General features: G+C 64.4%; 12 protein-coding genes. 7 read left to right on the top strand and 5 right to left on the bottom strand.

Annotated elements, in window-relative coordinates; genetic code table 11:
• The first annotated feature begins 505 nt into the window (after window positions 1–505).
• Window positions 506–1,390: an SCO family protein gene (locus B7R93_RS10530; RefSeq protein ID WP_103020736.1), complete on the top strand. Its 885-nt coding sequence runs from the start codon at window positions 506–508 to the stop codon at window positions 1,388–1,390.
• A gap of 198 nt (window positions 1,391–1,588) precedes the next feature.
• Here B7R93_RS10530 and B7R93_RS10525 read toward each other — a convergent pair whose 3' ends face one another.
• A complete protein-coding gene (locus B7R93_RS10525; protein ID WP_103020735.1) occupies window positions 1,589–2,329 on the bottom strand; it encodes a LytR/AlgR family response regulator transcription factor in 741 nt (246 codons plus the stop codon).
• Window positions 2,322–3,428 carry a sensor histidine kinase gene (locus B7R93_RS10520; protein ID WP_103020734.1) on the bottom strand — a complete coding sequence of 369 codons (1,107 nt, stop codon included), beginning with the start codon at window positions 3,426–3,428 and terminating at the stop codon, window positions 2,322–2,324. Before B7R93_RS10520 ends, B7R93_RS10525 begins: the two co-directional genes overlap by 8 nt.
• Before the next feature lie 189 nt (window positions 3,429–3,617).
• Here B7R93_RS10520 and B7R93_RS10515 point away from each other — a divergent pair, with 189 nt between their 5' ends.
• Both B7R93_RS10515 and B7R93_RS10510 read left to right on the top strand, forming a co-directional pair.
• A complete protein-coding gene (locus B7R93_RS10515; RefSeq protein WP_103020733.1) occupies window positions 3,618–4,073 on the top strand; it encodes a DUF4019 domain-containing protein in 456 nt (151 codons plus the stop codon).
• 55 nt (window positions 4,074–4,128) lie between these two features.
• Complete coding sequence (locus B7R93_RS10510; RefSeq protein ID WP_103020732.1) at window positions 4,129–4,602, top strand: hypothetical protein; 474 nt, start codon at window positions 4,129–4,131, stop codon at window positions 4,600–4,602.
• Window positions 4,603–4,643: 41 nt separating this feature from the next.
• Here B7R93_RS10510 and B7R93_RS10505 read toward each other — a convergent pair whose 3' ends face one another.
• Window positions 4,644–5,480: a hypothetical protein gene (locus B7R93_RS10505; RefSeq protein ID WP_103020731.1), complete on the bottom strand. Its 837-nt coding sequence runs from the start codon at window positions 5,478–5,480 to the stop codon at window positions 4,644–4,646.
• 470 nt (window positions 5,481–5,950) lie between these two features.
• On the opposite strand from B7R93_RS10505, the gene B7R93_RS10500 reads away from it, so the two are divergent.
• The 3 genes from B7R93_RS10500 to B7R93_RS10490 all read left to right on the top strand — a co-directional run bounded on the left by B7R93_RS10500 (window position 5,951) and on the right by B7R93_RS10490 (window position 8,744).
• On the top strand, window positions 5,951–7,393 hold the full coding sequence (locus B7R93_RS10500; RefSeq protein ID WP_232798325.1) for an MATE family efflux transporter: 1,443 nt from the start codon (window positions 5,951–5,953) through the stop codon (window positions 7,391–7,393).
• Between the two features lie 109 nt (window positions 7,394–7,502).
• Entirely contained in the window at window positions 7,503–7,820 is a 318-nt protein-coding gene (locus B7R93_RS10495) for an antibiotic biosynthesis monooxygenase (RefSeq protein ID WP_103020730.1), read from the top strand.
• Window positions 7,821–7,973: 153 nt separating this feature from the next.
• A complete protein-coding gene (locus B7R93_RS10490) occupies window positions 7,974–8,744 on the top strand; it encodes a M14 family metallopeptidase (protein WP_103020729.1) in 771 nt (256 codons plus the stop codon).
• Window positions 8,745–9,119: 375 nt separating this feature from the next.
• Here the strand turns inward: B7R93_RS10490 and B7R93_RS10485 are convergent, their stop codons facing one another.
• Window positions 9,120–12,377, bottom strand: coding sequence for a cadherin-like domain-containing protein (locus tag B7R93_RS10485; protein WP_232798324.1), 3,258 nt, complete (start codon window positions 12,375–12,377; stop codon window positions 9,120–9,122).
• Between the two features lie 670 nt (window positions 12,378–13,047).
• Complete coding sequence (locus B7R93_RS10480; RefSeq protein ID WP_103020728.1) at window positions 13,048–13,359, bottom strand: hypothetical protein; 312 nt, start codon at window positions 13,357–13,359, stop codon at window positions 13,048–13,050.
• Window positions 13,360–14,410: 1,051 nt separating this feature from the next.
• Between B7R93_RS10480 and B7R93_RS15905 the strand changes: the two genes are divergently transcribed.
• Window positions 14,411–15,310: protein-disulfide reductase DsbD domain-containing protein (locus B7R93_RS15905; RefSeq protein ID WP_262507560.1), on the top strand; the 900-nt coding region annotated here is incomplete at its 3' end.

Here is a 15,310-nt window from a genome sequence, read left to right as displayed (position 1 = left end):
CACAGGGCTGAGGAGGACCCAGAACATGGCCAGGGCAACGAGTCCGAGAAGACGGTGCCGGGGATCCGCGCGGTGCGTGTGCATGCCTGCGTACCTCTAGGGCTGATTATCTTGAGAGATGGATTATCTTGAGAGATGGATTATCTTGAGAGATGGATGACGCTGGATCGTGAGCCACAGGCACGCCGTACCGAGTCGTGAGTTGATAAGCAATGCGTGCGGTGCCAGGCATTTAGTTCGCACGGTGCAGCCGGTGGGGCGCCCCCACTGGAAGCCATAAGCTCATCAGACCCGCTCCCTGTGACGATTGCGTCGGTTCCGTGTTGGTTCTACGATGGAGTGCGTATAAGTAGGTATTGACCAACGACAAATACACGCAAAGGGGTCCTGAGAATGGGTCCTGAGAAAACGCCTTCCAGCCGCCGAGGCCGGCTCATCCACAAGAAGCCCCCCGCAGCTGCGTGTGGGATCCCGCAGACTCCTTGTGACGATTCTTTGCTGTGTCATGAAAAATACCCTGCAGCGTGTGCTCCTTGGAGGCCTGATCCTCTCCGGAATTGGCTTCCTCTTCGCCACCTATGTTCTGCTTATCCCCAGCACCTACGACGCGAAAGGACGGGTCGCCGGCATCGACGACGGGGGACGTACGCTCATCGTAGAGCACGAAGAAATCCCTGGATACATGACCGCGATGACGATGCCACTTCCAGCCGACCCAAGCACGACCTCATCCCTGCAGTCAGGCGACGCCATTGAGTTTGAGCTCGTCGTGTCCAGCGATAGTACGTGGATTGGCTCCGTCGAGTCTCTTCCGGATACGGCCGTGGCCCGTCATCCCGCCCGGGCCACCCAGCCGGTGCCGGCTTCCACGTCTACGAGCGACGGGCCCCAGCCCCTGCGGGAAGGCGACCCGGTGCCCGCAGACCTCACGCTCGTGGACCAGACCGGCATCCCCATTCAGATGGAGGACTTCCGGGGCCGAGCGCTGGTCCTGACGTTCATCTACACGAGCTGCCCGCTCCCGGACTATTGCCCGCTCATGTCGAAGCATTTTGCCACCCTCCAGCCGACGCTCCGCGAAAAGTTTGGGGACCAGGCGCACCTGCTCTCCATCAGCTTTGACCCGGCCACAGACACCCCATCGGTGCTCCGTGACTATGCTGAGCGGTACACCGGCCGTCTAGACACATGGACGTTCGCCACCGGGGACCGGAGCCAGGTCAACCGGGCTACGAGCCTCTTCCAGGTGTACACCAAGCCGGAAGTGGGCGAGATTACACACAACCTGGTAACGGCGGTCGTGGCGCCGGACGGAACGGTGCGACGGATCTTTCGGGGGAATGACTGGACGCCGGAGGACGTGGTGAAGACAGTGGAGACGACGCTCTGACCGACGGTGGGGACGAATGTCCCTTATTTTCCACGGGATGGAGGACGATATTTTATGACTAAATGGGGGGCGGTCTCGCGTTTGGGAGCGTGTGCTGCGTGGGAATGTGTGGCCTTCTCACCGCCGGCCGAGTCCTGCTTTTCCCTTCTCGCTCCTGCGCAGGCGGAGACGTCCGACTGACGAGCCGTTCGGCCAACGTTATGTGAATAGATCTTGGAGGGCCCGTGCCCGCCGCCGGCTCATCACCAGCGGGGCCTCGCGGTTCGGCACGTGCACGTCGTAGGACCGTCCCTCTGTCTGGGCTATGTCGGTCACGTGCTCTACGTTGACGATCGTGGAGCGGTGGATGCGGGCAAAGTGGGCGTCGGGCAGCCGGTTGGCCCAGTCGGACAGCGTCGTAGAGGTGAGGGCCGTGTCGCCGCCTATGAGGTGCAGCTCGGTGTAGTTGCCCGCCGCCGCGATGAAAACAATGTCGCGGATGTGGAGGAAGCGAGGCCGCCGTCCCTCCTCGTAAAAGAAGAGGTCGTCGTACCGGAAGGCGTCCGAGTCAGAGGCGTCCTCGGCCTCCGGCAGGGCCGTGTCCGTGCGGCGGGCACGGTGGAGGGCCTCGGCGAGACGGTCCGGGTCGACCGGCTTCAAGAGGTAATCGAGGGCGTTGACCTCGAAGGCCCGGACCGCGTACTCGTCGTAGGCGGTCACGAAGATCACCTGCACGGGTGTGTCGAGGCGGTCGAGCAGGTCGAAGCCCGTCTCCCCCCGCATCTGCACGTCGAGCAGCACCACGTCGAGCTCGCTCGTGTGAATCTGCTCGGCGGCCGCGTCCGCGCTTCCGGCCTCGCCGACCACCGTGGCGTCCGTCACGTCATCCAGGGCACTGCGGACGGACCGGCGCGCCAGCCGTTCGTCGTCGATGATGAGGACCCGGAGGGACTCACGCATGGGAATCGAGGGCGTCGGTAGCAATCTCGATGCGGACGCGTACCCACCCGTCGTCTATGCCGACCGAGAGCTGATGCTGGCTCGGGTAGTGGGCCTCCAGGCGGCGGCGGACGTTGGCGAGCCCGGTGCCGGTGCCGTCCACGTCGGAGGCGTCGTCGCGCCAGTGGCCGGTGTTGGCGACCTCAACAGTAAAGGCCTCGGCTGTCCATTCGCCCGTGATGCGTACGTGGAGCGGGGACGAGCTCGTGTGCTGTCCGTGGGTGACGGCGTTCTCCACGAAGGGGAGCACCAGAAACGAGGGCACGAGTTGTCGGCCCACTCTGTCGCTCACGTCGATGTCCACCTGTAGGTCCTCCTCGAACCGGATTTTCTCGACGGTGAGGTAGTGCTCGGCGGCCTGGATCTCGTCGTGGAGGGGGGCCTCCAGTGCCTCGTCGTCGAGCAGCGTGTAGCGGAGGAAGCCGGACAGCTCGCGCACGGCCTCTTTCACGCGCCGTGGGCTCTCGTCGGCCAGCGCGCCGATGGTGGTGAGGGCGTTGAAGAAGAAGTGCGGATTGAGCTGGTAGCGCAGCATGCGGAGGCGGGCGCGCTGCGCCTCGGCATCGGCCCGGAGCACGCGCCGCTCCTGCTCCTGTCGCGTGTACCACTGCGCGAGGCCGAGGTAGAGCCCGCTCCAGGCAAACAGGACGATGGGAAAGGCCGCGGCGCCGGACAGGATCGAGCCCTCGCCGGGCCGAAAAGCCCCGAGGCCCGTCACGGGAGCGATAAACGGATTCACCCAGTCGGCCCCCCATGCTTTGACCTGAAACCAGACCAGCCCGGCCGCAAGGCTGGCCCCGAGCACGAGCAGTGCCTGCACCACGGGGGGGCGTCGGCGCAGGGTGAGGCCCCAGTAGAGGGCTCCAAGCAACGTGCTCACGAGCAGCCCTGTACTGGTGGCAATGAGCGTCTGCTTCCACAGGATGTCGCCGAACGGCTGGTACGGACGGAGCGTCAGGTAGTACACGACGCCGTAGAGTCCCCACCCAAGCAGCTGCAGGCCCGTCAGGGAGAGGGCCTCCAGGGAAACGGGGGGACCGGAACGAAAAACGCGTGTCATGGCGCAGAAGAACCAATGCTGTGAGGCCGGAAGGGACAGGATGCCGCCTCACACGCCCGAATGAAACGGTTCGGTTGACGAACGGGCCGAGCCGCTGGTGAACGGGGACACCGACGAGGCGATGGGCACGTACGAGTGCTTCCCATTATGCCTTCCGCTATGCCTTCCTCATCACAGAGTCACAGCTTCATGGTTCGATCTTTTCCTACAGGGCCCGTCCTCTTTCTTCTCGCCGCAGGTGTCCTCGTTGTGGGGACCCCGATGACCGCGTCGGCCCAGTCGAACGAGCAGGCCGTGACGGCCGCCAAGGCCGCGGCGCAGGAATGGCTCACGCTGCTCGACGCTGACGCGCATGAGGCGACGTGGGACGAGGCCGCGACCTTTTTCAAGTCGGAGGTGTCTGCCGAGCAGTGGACTGCCCAGGTCCGGCAGGCGCACAGTTCTCTAGACTCCCTTCAGTCGCGCTCTCTGGTGGCGGCGCGGTACACAAACTCGGTCCCGAATGCTCCCGAAGGCGAGTACGTGATCGCTCAGTACCGCGCGACGTACGGCGAGCAGAAGACGGTCGAGACCGTGTCCCTGAAAAAGGACGGAGAGGAATGGCGCGTGGCGGGGTACTTCATCAAACCGGCCAAACAGCAGTAGGGAGTGCGGATGGGCCGGCGACGGGTTCGCTCTTCTAGACGAAGTGCTTCGAACGATGCGATACGAGCACACGCAAGTCGGGTACGTGACGGGAGGTCTTTCGCTCGCCCTCCTGCCCCTCATCTACTACGCCCACATGGCCGAAGACGGGGAATTGGGAATGCTCGGCTACACGATGTTTGGGGCCTTCAGCATTCTTGCGGTTCTCTTTTCCAGCCTAACGGTTCAGGTGAGCGACGAGGAGCTGGCGTTCTACTTCGGACCGGGCTTCTGGACGCGGCGCTTCGTCCTCGACGACATTATCAGCACGGAGATCGTCCGGAATTTGGCGCTCTATGGCTGGGGCATCCGCTACACGCCCCACGGCTGGCTCTACAACGTATCCGGGCTGCGGGCCGTGGAGCTCACAATTCGCGGAGAGGGGCAGATTCGCATTGGTACCGACGAGCCGGAGGCCCTGAAGCAGGCAATAGAACAATCCCGGGGGATGGCATCTGAAGATACACGGGACGGCAAAAGCAAAGCCTGACCGGTTGGCACCACCGGTCAGGCTGCTTTTGGCCGGGACCCCTACTCAAACTCGATCTCCGAGACGCCGTCTTCGAACTCGTATTCGGCCTCGAACTCCACCGGCTCCTCACCGGTGTTGTAGTCGGATTGGGAGAGATCCACGAGGGTGCCGTTCGGGCGCTCAAACCACTGCGCCGGGTCGAGCCGCACGATGAGATCGCGCGAGAAGCCCTCGCCGGTGACCTCGAGGGGCGGTTGCAATGCCCGCTCAACTTCAATTTCGGCCTCGAAGTACGTGGTGAAGGAGGTCGGCGCGCCGTCGGTGGGGGTGAAGGTGCCGACGACCACCATACTGGCGTCTTCGGGCCAGTTCGGGAATCCTTCCTCGTTTTGGATGTCCGACAGCAGTTCGCGAGCATTTCCATTGTCGTCGTCGAGGTCGTCGACCTCGAACTCAAACTCGTTGTAGGTGCCTTCCGGCACGTCTCCGGCGGCCACGGGCGAGACCTCAGATCCTTGCAGCGGAAGGTCCAGGAAGCGGGGCCGCTCCACCTCAACTTCGCGTTCGATTTCCACCTCCGTACTGTCGTCGCCTTCATTGTCGGAGCCTTGATCCTCCGAGTCCTGCTCCAGCTTCACCTTGTCGACGATCAGGCGAAGGTCGTAAAATTCGAGGGTGCCGTTCGAGCCCGAGAGCGTCAAGGTGTCGGAGTTGACCTTGACGAGCGCGTTCGTCGATTGTGTGGCCCCGGAAGAGGACGTCGAAAAGCCCACCTGTACCTCGCCGTTCCCATTGGAGGAGGGACCGGTGGAATCACAGCCGGCGAAGGCGAGGGCCATCGCAGCGACGAGGGCCAGGGGGGCAAGGCGGGACCGTAGGAGTGTAGATCGTATCATGGTCTGTGGTGCTGACTGGTGAGAAAACTGCAATGCGCGATCGAAATCGCTCTGCGAAGACGCATTCCGTGGCCTGGAGGCCCCCGCGGGCGCCAACCCAATCAAACGCGTCCACCCTCTACAGAAGACAAGGCGCGTTCCGAAGCGTCGCGATCCGCATCGATTCACAGGATGGATACGCTTTCCGGGTCTGTCGGCCACGAAGGAGGGGGTAGGAGAACGGGGGCAGAGAAGACGACGACCGAAATCCTGGGTGGCTGTATCGCGTTCGTCTCATGGGTGTGTCGCGGTACGCCTCGTTGAAACACCTCGTCGTCAGCGAGGCGGCCAGTTCGAGACGTCAAAAAGGGCCGGGCCCGAACGGGAAGTTCTCCCAAAACGGGCACGCCTCCCCGTCATCGCGACGAACGGCAGTTCCCATGCCACGTTCAAAAGCATCTGTTCAAACACTCCTTCGCTCCATTACTCCTGTGTTCTCCTCCGCTCTGTACCATGAGCTTCGCGCCACGCTCCGCCTGGCGGGGCCCGTTGTGGCGGCCCAGCTGGCGCACATCTCCATGAGCTTTGTGGACACGGTGATGGTGGGGCGTCTGGGGCCGGAGGCGTTGGCGGGGGTGGCCCTCGGGCACACGGTCTTTTTCTTCTTCGCGATCATGGGGATGGGCATGGTCCGGGCCGTGGGGCCCCTAGTGTCGCAGGCCGTGGGGGCGGAGGCCCCGGCGGCGGTGGGACGCAGCGCGCGGCAGGGCCTGTGGCTGGCGGGCGGACTGGGCGTGGTCATCCTCCTGATTCTGAGCAACGTTGAGCCGGTCCTGCGGTGGACGGGGCAGGGGCCGGCGGCCATCGAGGATGCGACGACGTATCTCGACGCCATCCGGTGGGGCATCCTGCCGTTTTTGGGGTTCGCCGCCCTCCGCAGCTTCGTGGAGGGGCTCTCGCGCCCGCTCCCGGTGACCATCATCGCGTTCATTGGCGTGGGGGTGAACATTGGGGCCAACGAGCTGCTGATGTTTGGCTACTGGGGAGTGCCGGCGCTCGGGCTGGCCGGCACCGGCTGGGCGAGCACGATCGTCTTCTCGGCTCTCTTCGGCCTGTTGGCCCTGTTTGTCTACCACACAGAGCCGTTCTCGACCCATGGGGTATTTGCCCGGCTCCGTGAGCCGGACCTCCCCACCCTGCAGGAACTGGTGCGGGTGGGGGCGCCCATGGGCGCGTCGCGAGGCGTGGAGTCAAGCCTGTTCATGGTAACGACGGTGATGATGGGCACGCTGGGGACGACGGCGCTCGCGGCCCACCAGGTGGCCCTGCAGTGCGCGGCGTTTGCCTTCATGGTGCCGCTCGGCATTGGAATGGCTGGGACGGTGCGGGTGGGGCAGGCGGCTGGGGCGCAGGACGAGGCGGGGGCGCGCCGGGCCGGTGGGGTGGCCATGGGGCTTGCCACCCTCTTCATGGCAGGGACGGCCATCCTCTTCTGGACATTGCCGCGGCCCATCGTGGGGCTCTACCTGGACCTCGCGAATCCCGGCAACACCGAGGTCGTTGCGCTGGCCGTTCAGCTGCTGGGGGTGGCGGCGGTCTTTCAGTTGTTCGACGGCCTGCAGGTGGCGGCCCACGGCGCGCTGCAGGGCCTCAAAGATACCCGAGTGCCCATGGGCATCGCGGTGGGAACGTACTGGGGCATTGGCCTCGTGACGGGGTACCTGTGGGGCGTGCGCGGGGGCGGTGGGCCGGAGGCGCTCTGGTGGGGATTGGTGACGGGGCTCGCCGCGGCGTCTGTCCTTCTGCTCGCGCGCTTCCACCACCAGGTGGAGCGGGCCGTCGAAGAAGAGGCTGTGCCGACCGCGTCGAACGGCTCAGCGCCCGCGGCGGCGTCTATGGAGGTGCCGGTGGCGGAAGAGAAGTCCTCGGGATGAGGATCGACGACACGGGCGACTGCGACTCGGCGGGGCGCCTCCTCGTTTGCGACGGGCAGCGTACAGGAGCTCTTTGTTCTTTTTGCCTTCCACACGACGTTACGCTCCGATGATTGCTCGCGTATGGCGGGGCTGGACGGCCCTGGACGATGCGGACCGGTACGAGCGGCTGCTTCGAACCGAGATCCTGCCCGACATCGCTGCCCAGAGTGGCGAAGGGTTTCGTGGGGCGGAGGTGCATCGGCGGCCGGTCGGAAAGGAGGTGGCGTTCATGACGCTCCTCCGCTTTGTCTCGATGGATGCCGTTCGAGAGTTTGTCGGAGAAACGCCCGAGGACGCGCACGTGCCGCCCACTGCCCGCTCGCTGCTCCGTCGGTTTGAGGACGAGGTGGTCCACTACGAGGTGATCGTCGACACCCGTGAGTAGTCGGCCGTCCTCACAGATCGCTGTGCCCTTGGTCGTTGTCCTCGCCGAGAAGGCGTCGTCGCGAGGCCCGGCCCGTAACAGGCTCTCTTGAGTGCCGTACAGCTGCACTTGGTCACTCCACAATCCGCAGTACACCCACTCACTACTTTAACGATGCACGTCGAAACCCTCGGCGACGGCCGCCCCGAATACACCATCCTGGCCTGTGTGCACGGCGACGAGACCTGCGGCTGGCACGCATTCAACCGCCTCAAGGCGAGCGATGTGACGCTGCAGGCCCCGGTCAAGTTTGTGCTCGCCAACGAACGAGCGTTTAAGCTCGGCTACCGGTTCTGCGATGCAGACCTGAACCGGTCGATGCCCGGCGACGCGTCGAGCGAACAGCACGAGGTGCGCCTCGGGGCGCGCCTCCGACGCGAGCTGGACGGCACCACCGTGATCGATTTTCACTCCACCGAGTCGCGGGGCTGCCCGTACGTGATTGCGACGGGCGGGGATACGGCCTCCCGGCGGCTTGCCCGATCGACGGGGCTGGATCGCCTCGTCGAGATGAGCCACGTCGGGGGAGGGGTGACGGCGCACGTCACGGGCGTGGCCATCGAGTGTGGATACCACGACGACGAGGGCGCAGCGTCCAGTGCACACCGCATCCTGCTCCACTTCCTGGCCGCGGAGGGCCTCATCGATCGTCCCTATGTTCGCTCTACCCCGCAGGTGTACGAGGTATTTGGGGACGCCTCGGGACGGGGCTTCGAGTTCGTCGCTGAGAATTTTCGGCGGGTGGAGGCGGGAGAGGTATTTGCGCAAAGAAATGGAACTGTGCGGCGGGCCGAAGAGCCCTTTTACCCGGTGCTCATGTCGACCTACGGGTACGAAGACCGCATCGGCTTTATGGCCCGGCGGGTCGACACCGTGACGGAATGATGCACCGCCGCGTCCGGACTGCCTGCATTTCCCTCGCGTCCTATATGCTCCCTTCGGGATGCTGCCGGGGCCCTTCAGGAGGCCTTCGCCGGGGCCCCGCCCGAGAGGCGCCGGAGGTAGACTGAGAAGGTTGCCAGTGAAGCAGCCAAAAAGAGCGTGCTGATCAGTCCCATTGCGGCGTAGGGCCCGGTGGTCAAGGCCGATTGTACGCTTCAAGCGCGCAAGGACCAATGTGGACACGCTCGCCGGCGATTCCGTCCCAGGTTCGGAGTGACAAGTATAAATATATGGATCAACTTCATCTTGTGGTCTCATCCCACGGAGTAGGAGGGCTGTTTCCCTGTCTGCCCCTGTTGTCCGGATGCAGCGCGTAGACTACCGGAGGACCGTGAGTTTTCGGGTGCGAGTGGTGTTGCCCGCCCGCATCCGCACGAAGTACATGCCCGGGGCGAGGCCCGATGTCGTCAGCCGTTTTTGGTGGCGTCCCGCCTCGAAGCGGCCCCGGACAGGCGTCCTGACCGACCGTCCTAGAAGGTCGTAGATCGTAATCTGCACTTCTGTGGTGCTGGAGAGGCCGAAGTGAAGCGTGGCGTGCTGCCGCGCCGGGTTTGGGAAGGGGGGGCGAAGGACGATCCGCTCAGGGGCGCTGAACTGGAGGCCCGTTTCGTTGGCGGTGTGGGCGGTGCCAGTGGTGTCCACGTGCTGGAGGCGGTAGCTCAGCGAATCGATTGCGTAGGGAGGGTCCCGGTCCGTAAACCGGTAAGATTGAGGGCCGGTCGTGGGACTCTTCGCGGTGCTGCTTTCGACGAACGTGATCTGTTTCCATTCTCCCCCTTTGTTTCTGCGCTGGACGTGAAAGCCTGTGTTGTTGATCTCGGTGGTTGTTTCCCACGTCAGGCGGACGCCCGATTCGATGGGATTGGCCGAGAAGTTGGCCACCCTCGCGACCCCCGCTTTGGGGGTAAGGCGGAGTGCAAACCGGGCCTCATCGGGGGCACTGAGGACTCCGGCTCCCTTGGCGAGGTTGAAGGTGTAGGGGGCCTCGCGCAGGTCCACGACGGCCCCGGTGCTGCGGTCGAGCAGCTCCACGGTCCACGTACGAGGAACGAGAGAACGTGTCGACTCGGGCCATCGCACGGTGGCGGTCCCTGCCGTGCCGACCGAGCGCACTGAGAGCGGGTAGGAGAGCGTCTCGTTCCGTGCCGGCGGGGGCTCGCTGGCGAGGGTGCGTCGGATCAGGGTGCCGTCTCGTTGGAGGGGGCTGCTCAGCGTGGCGTAGGTGTTCGCGGTCGGTGGGGGAAGTTGGGTGGCCTCGTACGCGTCCCAGCCCGCATCGGCACCGTCGCGAAAAAGAACGGTGGCACCGCTTCGGGCGAGCGTGTCGGACGTGCCTTCCACGGTGAGGGAGAGATCCAGTCGGACCTGTTCGTCCTGCGCAGCCGAGAGCAGTGCGGACTGGCTTCCGATGAGGTCGCCCGAGTCGGACTGGCGTCCGTCCGCCCCGAAGGTGAGGCGCGTCTTGCCGCGGCCGGTCCGGGCACGCTCAACAAAAAATCCCTGCCACGCCGGAATAATGTCGTCGGGACCGCCCTGTGTGATCAGCGTCCACTGGCCTCCTCCCGAAGGATCCCACACCTGCACCGTATTCTGGAAGCCGTGCTTGGAGAGGTCGCCCCCGGCCAAGTCGCCGAGGTGAAAGGCGGTGTCGTACGGGTTGCCGAGCAGGTGCAGGGACGTACGTGCGTCGAGCCCGTCAACCGTCACGTCCGCGGTCTGGTCTTCCTTCAGGTCGGGAATGTCGAGCGTCAGTCCGTCGGCGGTGACCGGGTCGACCTCGTCGTCGAAGAAGTACAGGATAAAGCCCTTGCCGCGTGGCAGGGACGCCGAGGAGTCCGTGGCCGGTGTCCACCGTGTGTCGTCCCAAGTGTACAGCAGAGCCCCCGCGTTGATGCCAAACGCGAGGTCGTCCTCGAGGGCGCGGCGGGTCACGTTTGAGGGCGGAGCAAGCAGGCGCCAGCCCGTGTCGTTCCTCGTTCCGTCCGTGCCCGTGATTGTGGTCCGGTGCGTGGACGGATTGACGGCGATGCGGGTCGTTGCCTCCGTCCCCTGTGCTCCGGCTTCATCCTCTAGGACGAAGGTGAAGCGGTCATTTTTACCGTTGGTGGCCGTGTGGCGGTACTGGACGGCTCCCTCGCTTAGGTCCGCCTGGGTGAAGGCCGAGGCGGGACGCCCGTCGACGAGGAGATCGCCTCGGGTCGGAGCTTTGGTGACCGTGTACGTGAACGACGAGGGGGCATCGTCCGGGTCCGAGGCACTGAGCTCCCCGGTCGTGAGCGTCGTAGAGCTGCCGGGCGACAGGGCGAGACCGGCGTTCCGCTTGAGGATCGGGGGCTCGTTTACGTCTTCGACCCGCAGAGAAAACTCTTCGCTGTCGTTGGGGCTGGGGGGAACGTCCGGATCGTTCACCGTCACGGTGACGGCGTAGCTGCTCCTGGTCTCGGCGTCGGCCGATTCGGTGAGCACAAGGGTGTCGGCATCGGTTAGGGCAAACGAGCCCGCATCGGGGCCGCCGAGGGACAATTCATTCGCACCGAGGTTGTCGTCGGTAACCGAGACGGCGGAGACCGTGGTGGGGGGGCTGTTGTTTTCTGCGATCGAGGCGGCGGGGGGAGTGAGCGAAACGGCCGGGGCATTGTTCTCGGCATCCACTGTAATCGACACCGTTGTCTCCGGGGTGCGTTTCCCACTTGCGTCCTCAACGAAGAGTGAAACGTTATCATTCTCGGCGTCGGCGGCCGTGTGGTCGTACTGAACGGATCCCTCGCTCAGGTCCGCCTGGGTGAAGGTCGAGGCCGGGCGCCCGTCGACGAGGAGATTGCCTCGGGTCGGGGCTGCGGTGACCGTGTACGTGAGCGACGAGGGAGCATCGTCCGGGTCGGAGGCACTGAGTGCACTGGTCGTGACTGTCGTCAATCCGCCCTCAAGAAGAGTTATTCCTGTGTTTGTGTCGAGGGTTGGGGCCTGATTCGAGGTGTACTCCAGGGTGACGATCGCGTTGGGGGCGCCCGCCTCTACCGTGAGGGACTCGTTGCCTCGCATGCCCTTGGGCCCGTACGCGCCTTCCTCGGAGACGTCCTGGATCGTGCCGGTGACCCCCGCGGGCAGGTCCCATACGATGGTCAGTTCTTCGCCGCTTTCTGCCTGGAAGCGAATCTCGTGCTGCCGGGTCCCCTCAAACTGCGGGGCGCCCGGTCGAATGTCTTTCAAAAGCCCCTCCCCAAAGCCAGACGCGGGCACATTGTCGTCGACGAGCCGGACGTCAAAGACCTCGGAGGGAGGGACCGGGGGCTGCTCTCGTTCCCCGAGTTTCGGGTCGAGGCCACTGGTGGCCTCCGAGTCGAGGCCGAGAGTGAGGGTGAAGGCATTGCCCTCCGCGTTGCGGACGGTAAGGGGAATTTCGGTGTGTGCCTCCTGCGCGTGGGAGGTGTGCAGGGGCACGCCAAGTCCCCCCATTAGCACGACGAGGAGGACTGCACGGATCGCTCGTCGGTCGGAGATGAAAAGATGAGCGTCCATCATGAGGGGGAGGCGAGAGCCCAACTGAGGGAAGAGGGAGGCATTCTTCCAAGTCATCAACGCCCACCGCTTCGTAGAGGCGCTGAACACGGCACGCCCGGCTGGTTGGAAGGGAGGGGCCGGTTAGGAGGCCCCAACAAAATCCGGCCGGCCTGTCTCAACAGAGGGACAAGAACCCTGCCAGGGACGGGGGCCGTGCCGGGGGCACACCGGACGTAGCCCCGTCCGCGGTGGAAAGCCCTGCCTCGACGCCCACCGGTCTCGTCGTTAAAGGCGGGTGGCTACGGGCACTCCCTGTCATGCAGGCGCAGTCCTCAGTGTCCATCCACAAAAATCTCGTGACGGGTCGGTCGCAGGCATCCTCGGAGCAGGGTGTGAACTACACTGTGCACACTGGAGCTCCTTCGCTGGTGCTCAGGGTGCTCCCCTAGCAAGTCCCGTTCAGAAAGTGATTTTCAGAAGCTGCTTGGCGAACGTTCTGGGGTTCCCCTGGCGGGTGCTCGATCGCACTCTAAAAGCACTCGGTCGCTCTGCTCTCAGTGGTGGGACTTCGGGGTCTCTCGCAAAATGGCTTCTGCGTTCGCCCGGTGGCTCCACTACAGGGGCGTCCCCCACCGCGTCTCGGCTGAGTATCAATCTCTCGAACGGCGTTTCACCTCGCCAATTCTCACTCTCGCGATCCGGTCCAAAATCAAAACGGACGTCCAGACAAGGCGCGTGCCCAGATTTAGGGGCGTCCGTGAACAGCCACGTTTGAGGACGACGTGACCTCAAGGGTAACAATTTCCCCGAAGTCGAGCGCGACGAGACATTCGTCGTCGAGCGCCCCGCTGTTGTCCGCCGACTGGTACTTGTACAGCTTCTTCTCGCTAATCCTGGACGGCTCGTGCTGGTAGGTCGTAAAGTCCCGGGACATCTGTCGGGCCGTGGACTCCGGTACGCCTTCGAGATTGCGGTGGTGGAACGAAGGGGCACTCGGGCGCGAAGTCCGGGTCGGACTTTGAAACGTGATGTTTACGGTGGAGGCCGGTTCGTTCATGGTGCATCCAGGGGGGATTTGCAAAGCAGAACCTACGGGCTGTGGCACGAACGAAAGGCGCCTCACGTCCTTCTCGTGCGGACAGCCCTCGCGAACGGTGAATCTGCCGGGCCTTGGGACCGGCGTCTGGAGGGGGAACTTTAGTTTCGGCCCACGGTGGGGGGCGTTTCTGTTTCGTTGCTGAATGAGAACCAGACCAGCATTGCCTGGTCCGTCGGGCCGAACGGACAATCGGCCTCGCGGTATTCGTCCCATCCACGGCGGTACGCGTATTGTCCGGCGCGGCGTAGATTGGGGGAGAGACCCTCGGTCAACGACTCTTCGGGGTCAGAGTCTGAGACGGACCCGAACGGAAGAAAAGAGTTGTTGAGAAACATTCTGGTCGGTCCACTGGGAAAGGGGGAGTATCGAGGGGGGCGGAACGCCCGCTGGTGGAGCGAGCGGTCCGGAATGCATCTGTCGGATGTTCCTCCGTTCGTAGGTATCGGCGGACAGGAGAAGACCTTAAACGAACGGAGGACTGCAGTCCTGGGCCTCGCTTCCGGCCCCGCGGCAGCCAGGTGCGGCGACGGTCCCCGGTTCCGTCTCCAATACGCCGGGGCAATCTGTGTCTTGAGGCCCCTCGGTGTCCCGAAGGGAACCCTGTGGTCCCGAAAACGAGGCCACTCATGCTGATTGGATCGCTAGAAAAGCACTGTAACGGCTTCAGGGGGGTGTGCGTCCTTAACACGCGGATGCGGCAAACTGCACGTCGGAGGAGGTATTTCTCCGCCGAGGCTGCTTGAGGGGCGATGTGTGGAGACTGCTGCTCGTTTCCGAATCGAAGCCCAAGTGGGGACACTGTATGATGAGAAACTGTATGATAAAAAGAGGCCGTTGCGTCTTTCGGCAACGGCATTTCTCCAGGGAGACCGTCCTGGTGAGCAATGAGGACTGATCTTCGGGGGGCACGTCCGCCCAACGGACGGGCGCAGAGGGATGAACCATTTGGGGAAGCTTGGGTACATTCACTCCGACTCGGCGACTGTCTGCACGACGCCCTTGGCCTTTTATGACGCTCTTTTGGCGGTTCCTCAGACGTCGGCGCTTGGTCATTGCCGCGTGGCCCCTCGTGGTTCTGTGGGGAATGATGGGCACCGCGTCCCCTCAGGCTCAGCCACAGGCTTCTGACGACCCGAGTCCGCACAGCGAGGCGACCCTCCTCAGCGAGCAGGACGCGATCGTGCCGGGGGAGCCACTGACGGTGGCCCTGCGGCTAGAGATGGAGGCGGGATGGCACAGCTACTGGAAGAACCCGGGGGCGTCCGGCGAGCCGACGTCCCTCGACTGGGCGCTCCCGGCGGGCTACGAGACCAGCGGGTTTCAGTGGCCTTATCCTCACCAAATCGAGTTTGGGTCGCTCACCAGTTACGGGTATTCCGACGAGGTCTTTCTCCTTACTACGATTACGCCGCCCGACACCCTTGCCCCCGGCACGATGGTCTCCCTCGGCGGCCGCGCCGAGTGGCTCATTTGTGAGGAAATCTGTCTGCCCGCCCATGCGGACGTGGAAGTGACGCTCCCCGTCACCGACGAGGCGCCCTCGGACACCGAACGGGCCCCGGCCTTCGAGGCGGCCCGGGCAGAGCATCCGAAGCGCGTGAGCAACTGGTCGGTGGGGGCGGGGCGCAGCGGCGACCGGTACACCCTGATCTTGGGGGCGCCGGACGCCCCCCGTCCAGACCTTGAGGGGGTGTACTTCTACGCCGCGGAGACATCGGTGGTCGATCCCGGTGCCCCCCAGCCGGTGACGCAGAACGGGGACACCTACACGATTGCACTGCGGCAGTCGGAGTACGCGGAGGCTCCGGCCGAGCGGCTGCGGGGCGTGCTGGTGGCGCCTGAGGGCGAAAGCTGGACGCCGGACGGACGCGTGCGTGCCATGCAGGTGGACGTGCCGGTGGACACAACG

It is taken from the genome of Salinibacter altiplanensis (assembly GCF_002894645.1).
In the GTDB taxonomy this organism is placed as follows: Bacteria; Bacteroidota; Rhodothermia; order Rhodothermales; family Salinibacteraceae; genus Salinibacter; species Salinibacter altiplanensis.
The sequence above is the reverse complement of the archived record's forward strand: the minus strand, read 5'-3'. Positions and strand labels throughout refer to the sequence as shown.

Coding starts and splice junctions, on each gene's coding strand:
- B7R93_RS10505 (WP_103020731.1), bottom strand. CDS start 5,480: ATGATACGATCTACACTCCTACGGTCCCGCCTTGCCCCCCTGGCCCTC.
- B7R93_RS10510 (WP_103020732.1), top strand. CDS start 4,129: ATGCGATACGAGCACACGCAAGTCGGGTACGTGACGGGAGGTCTTTCG.
- B7R93_RS10525 (WP_103020735.1), bottom strand. CDS start 2,329: ATGCGTGAGTCCCTCCGGGTCCTCATCATCGACGACGAACGGCTGGCG.
- B7R93_RS10530 (WP_103020736.1), top strand. CDS start 506: ATGAAAAATACCCTGCAGCGTGTGCTCCTTGGAGGCCTGATCCTCTCC.
- B7R93_RS10495 (WP_103020730.1), top strand. CDS start 7,503: ATGATTGCTCGCGTATGGCGGGGCTGGACGGCCCTGGACGATGCGGAC.
- B7R93_RS10485 (WP_232798324.1), bottom strand. CDS start 12,377: ATGACTTGGAAGAATGCCTCCCTCTTCCCTCAGTTGGGCTCTCGCCTC.
- B7R93_RS10520 (WP_103020734.1), bottom strand. CDS start 3,428: ATGACACGCGTTTTTCGTTCCGGTCCCCCCGTTTCCCTGGAGGCCCTC.
- B7R93_RS10480 (WP_103020728.1), bottom strand. CDS start 13,359: ATGAACGAACCGGCCTCCACCGTAAACATCACGTTTCAAAGTCCGACC.
- B7R93_RS10490 (WP_103020729.1), top strand. CDS start 7,974: ATGCACGTCGAAACCCTCGGCGACGGCCGCCCCGAATACACCATCCTG.
- B7R93_RS10515 (WP_103020733.1), top strand. CDS start 3,618: ATGGTTCGATCTTTTCCTACAGGGCCCGTCCTCTTTCTTCTCGCCGCA.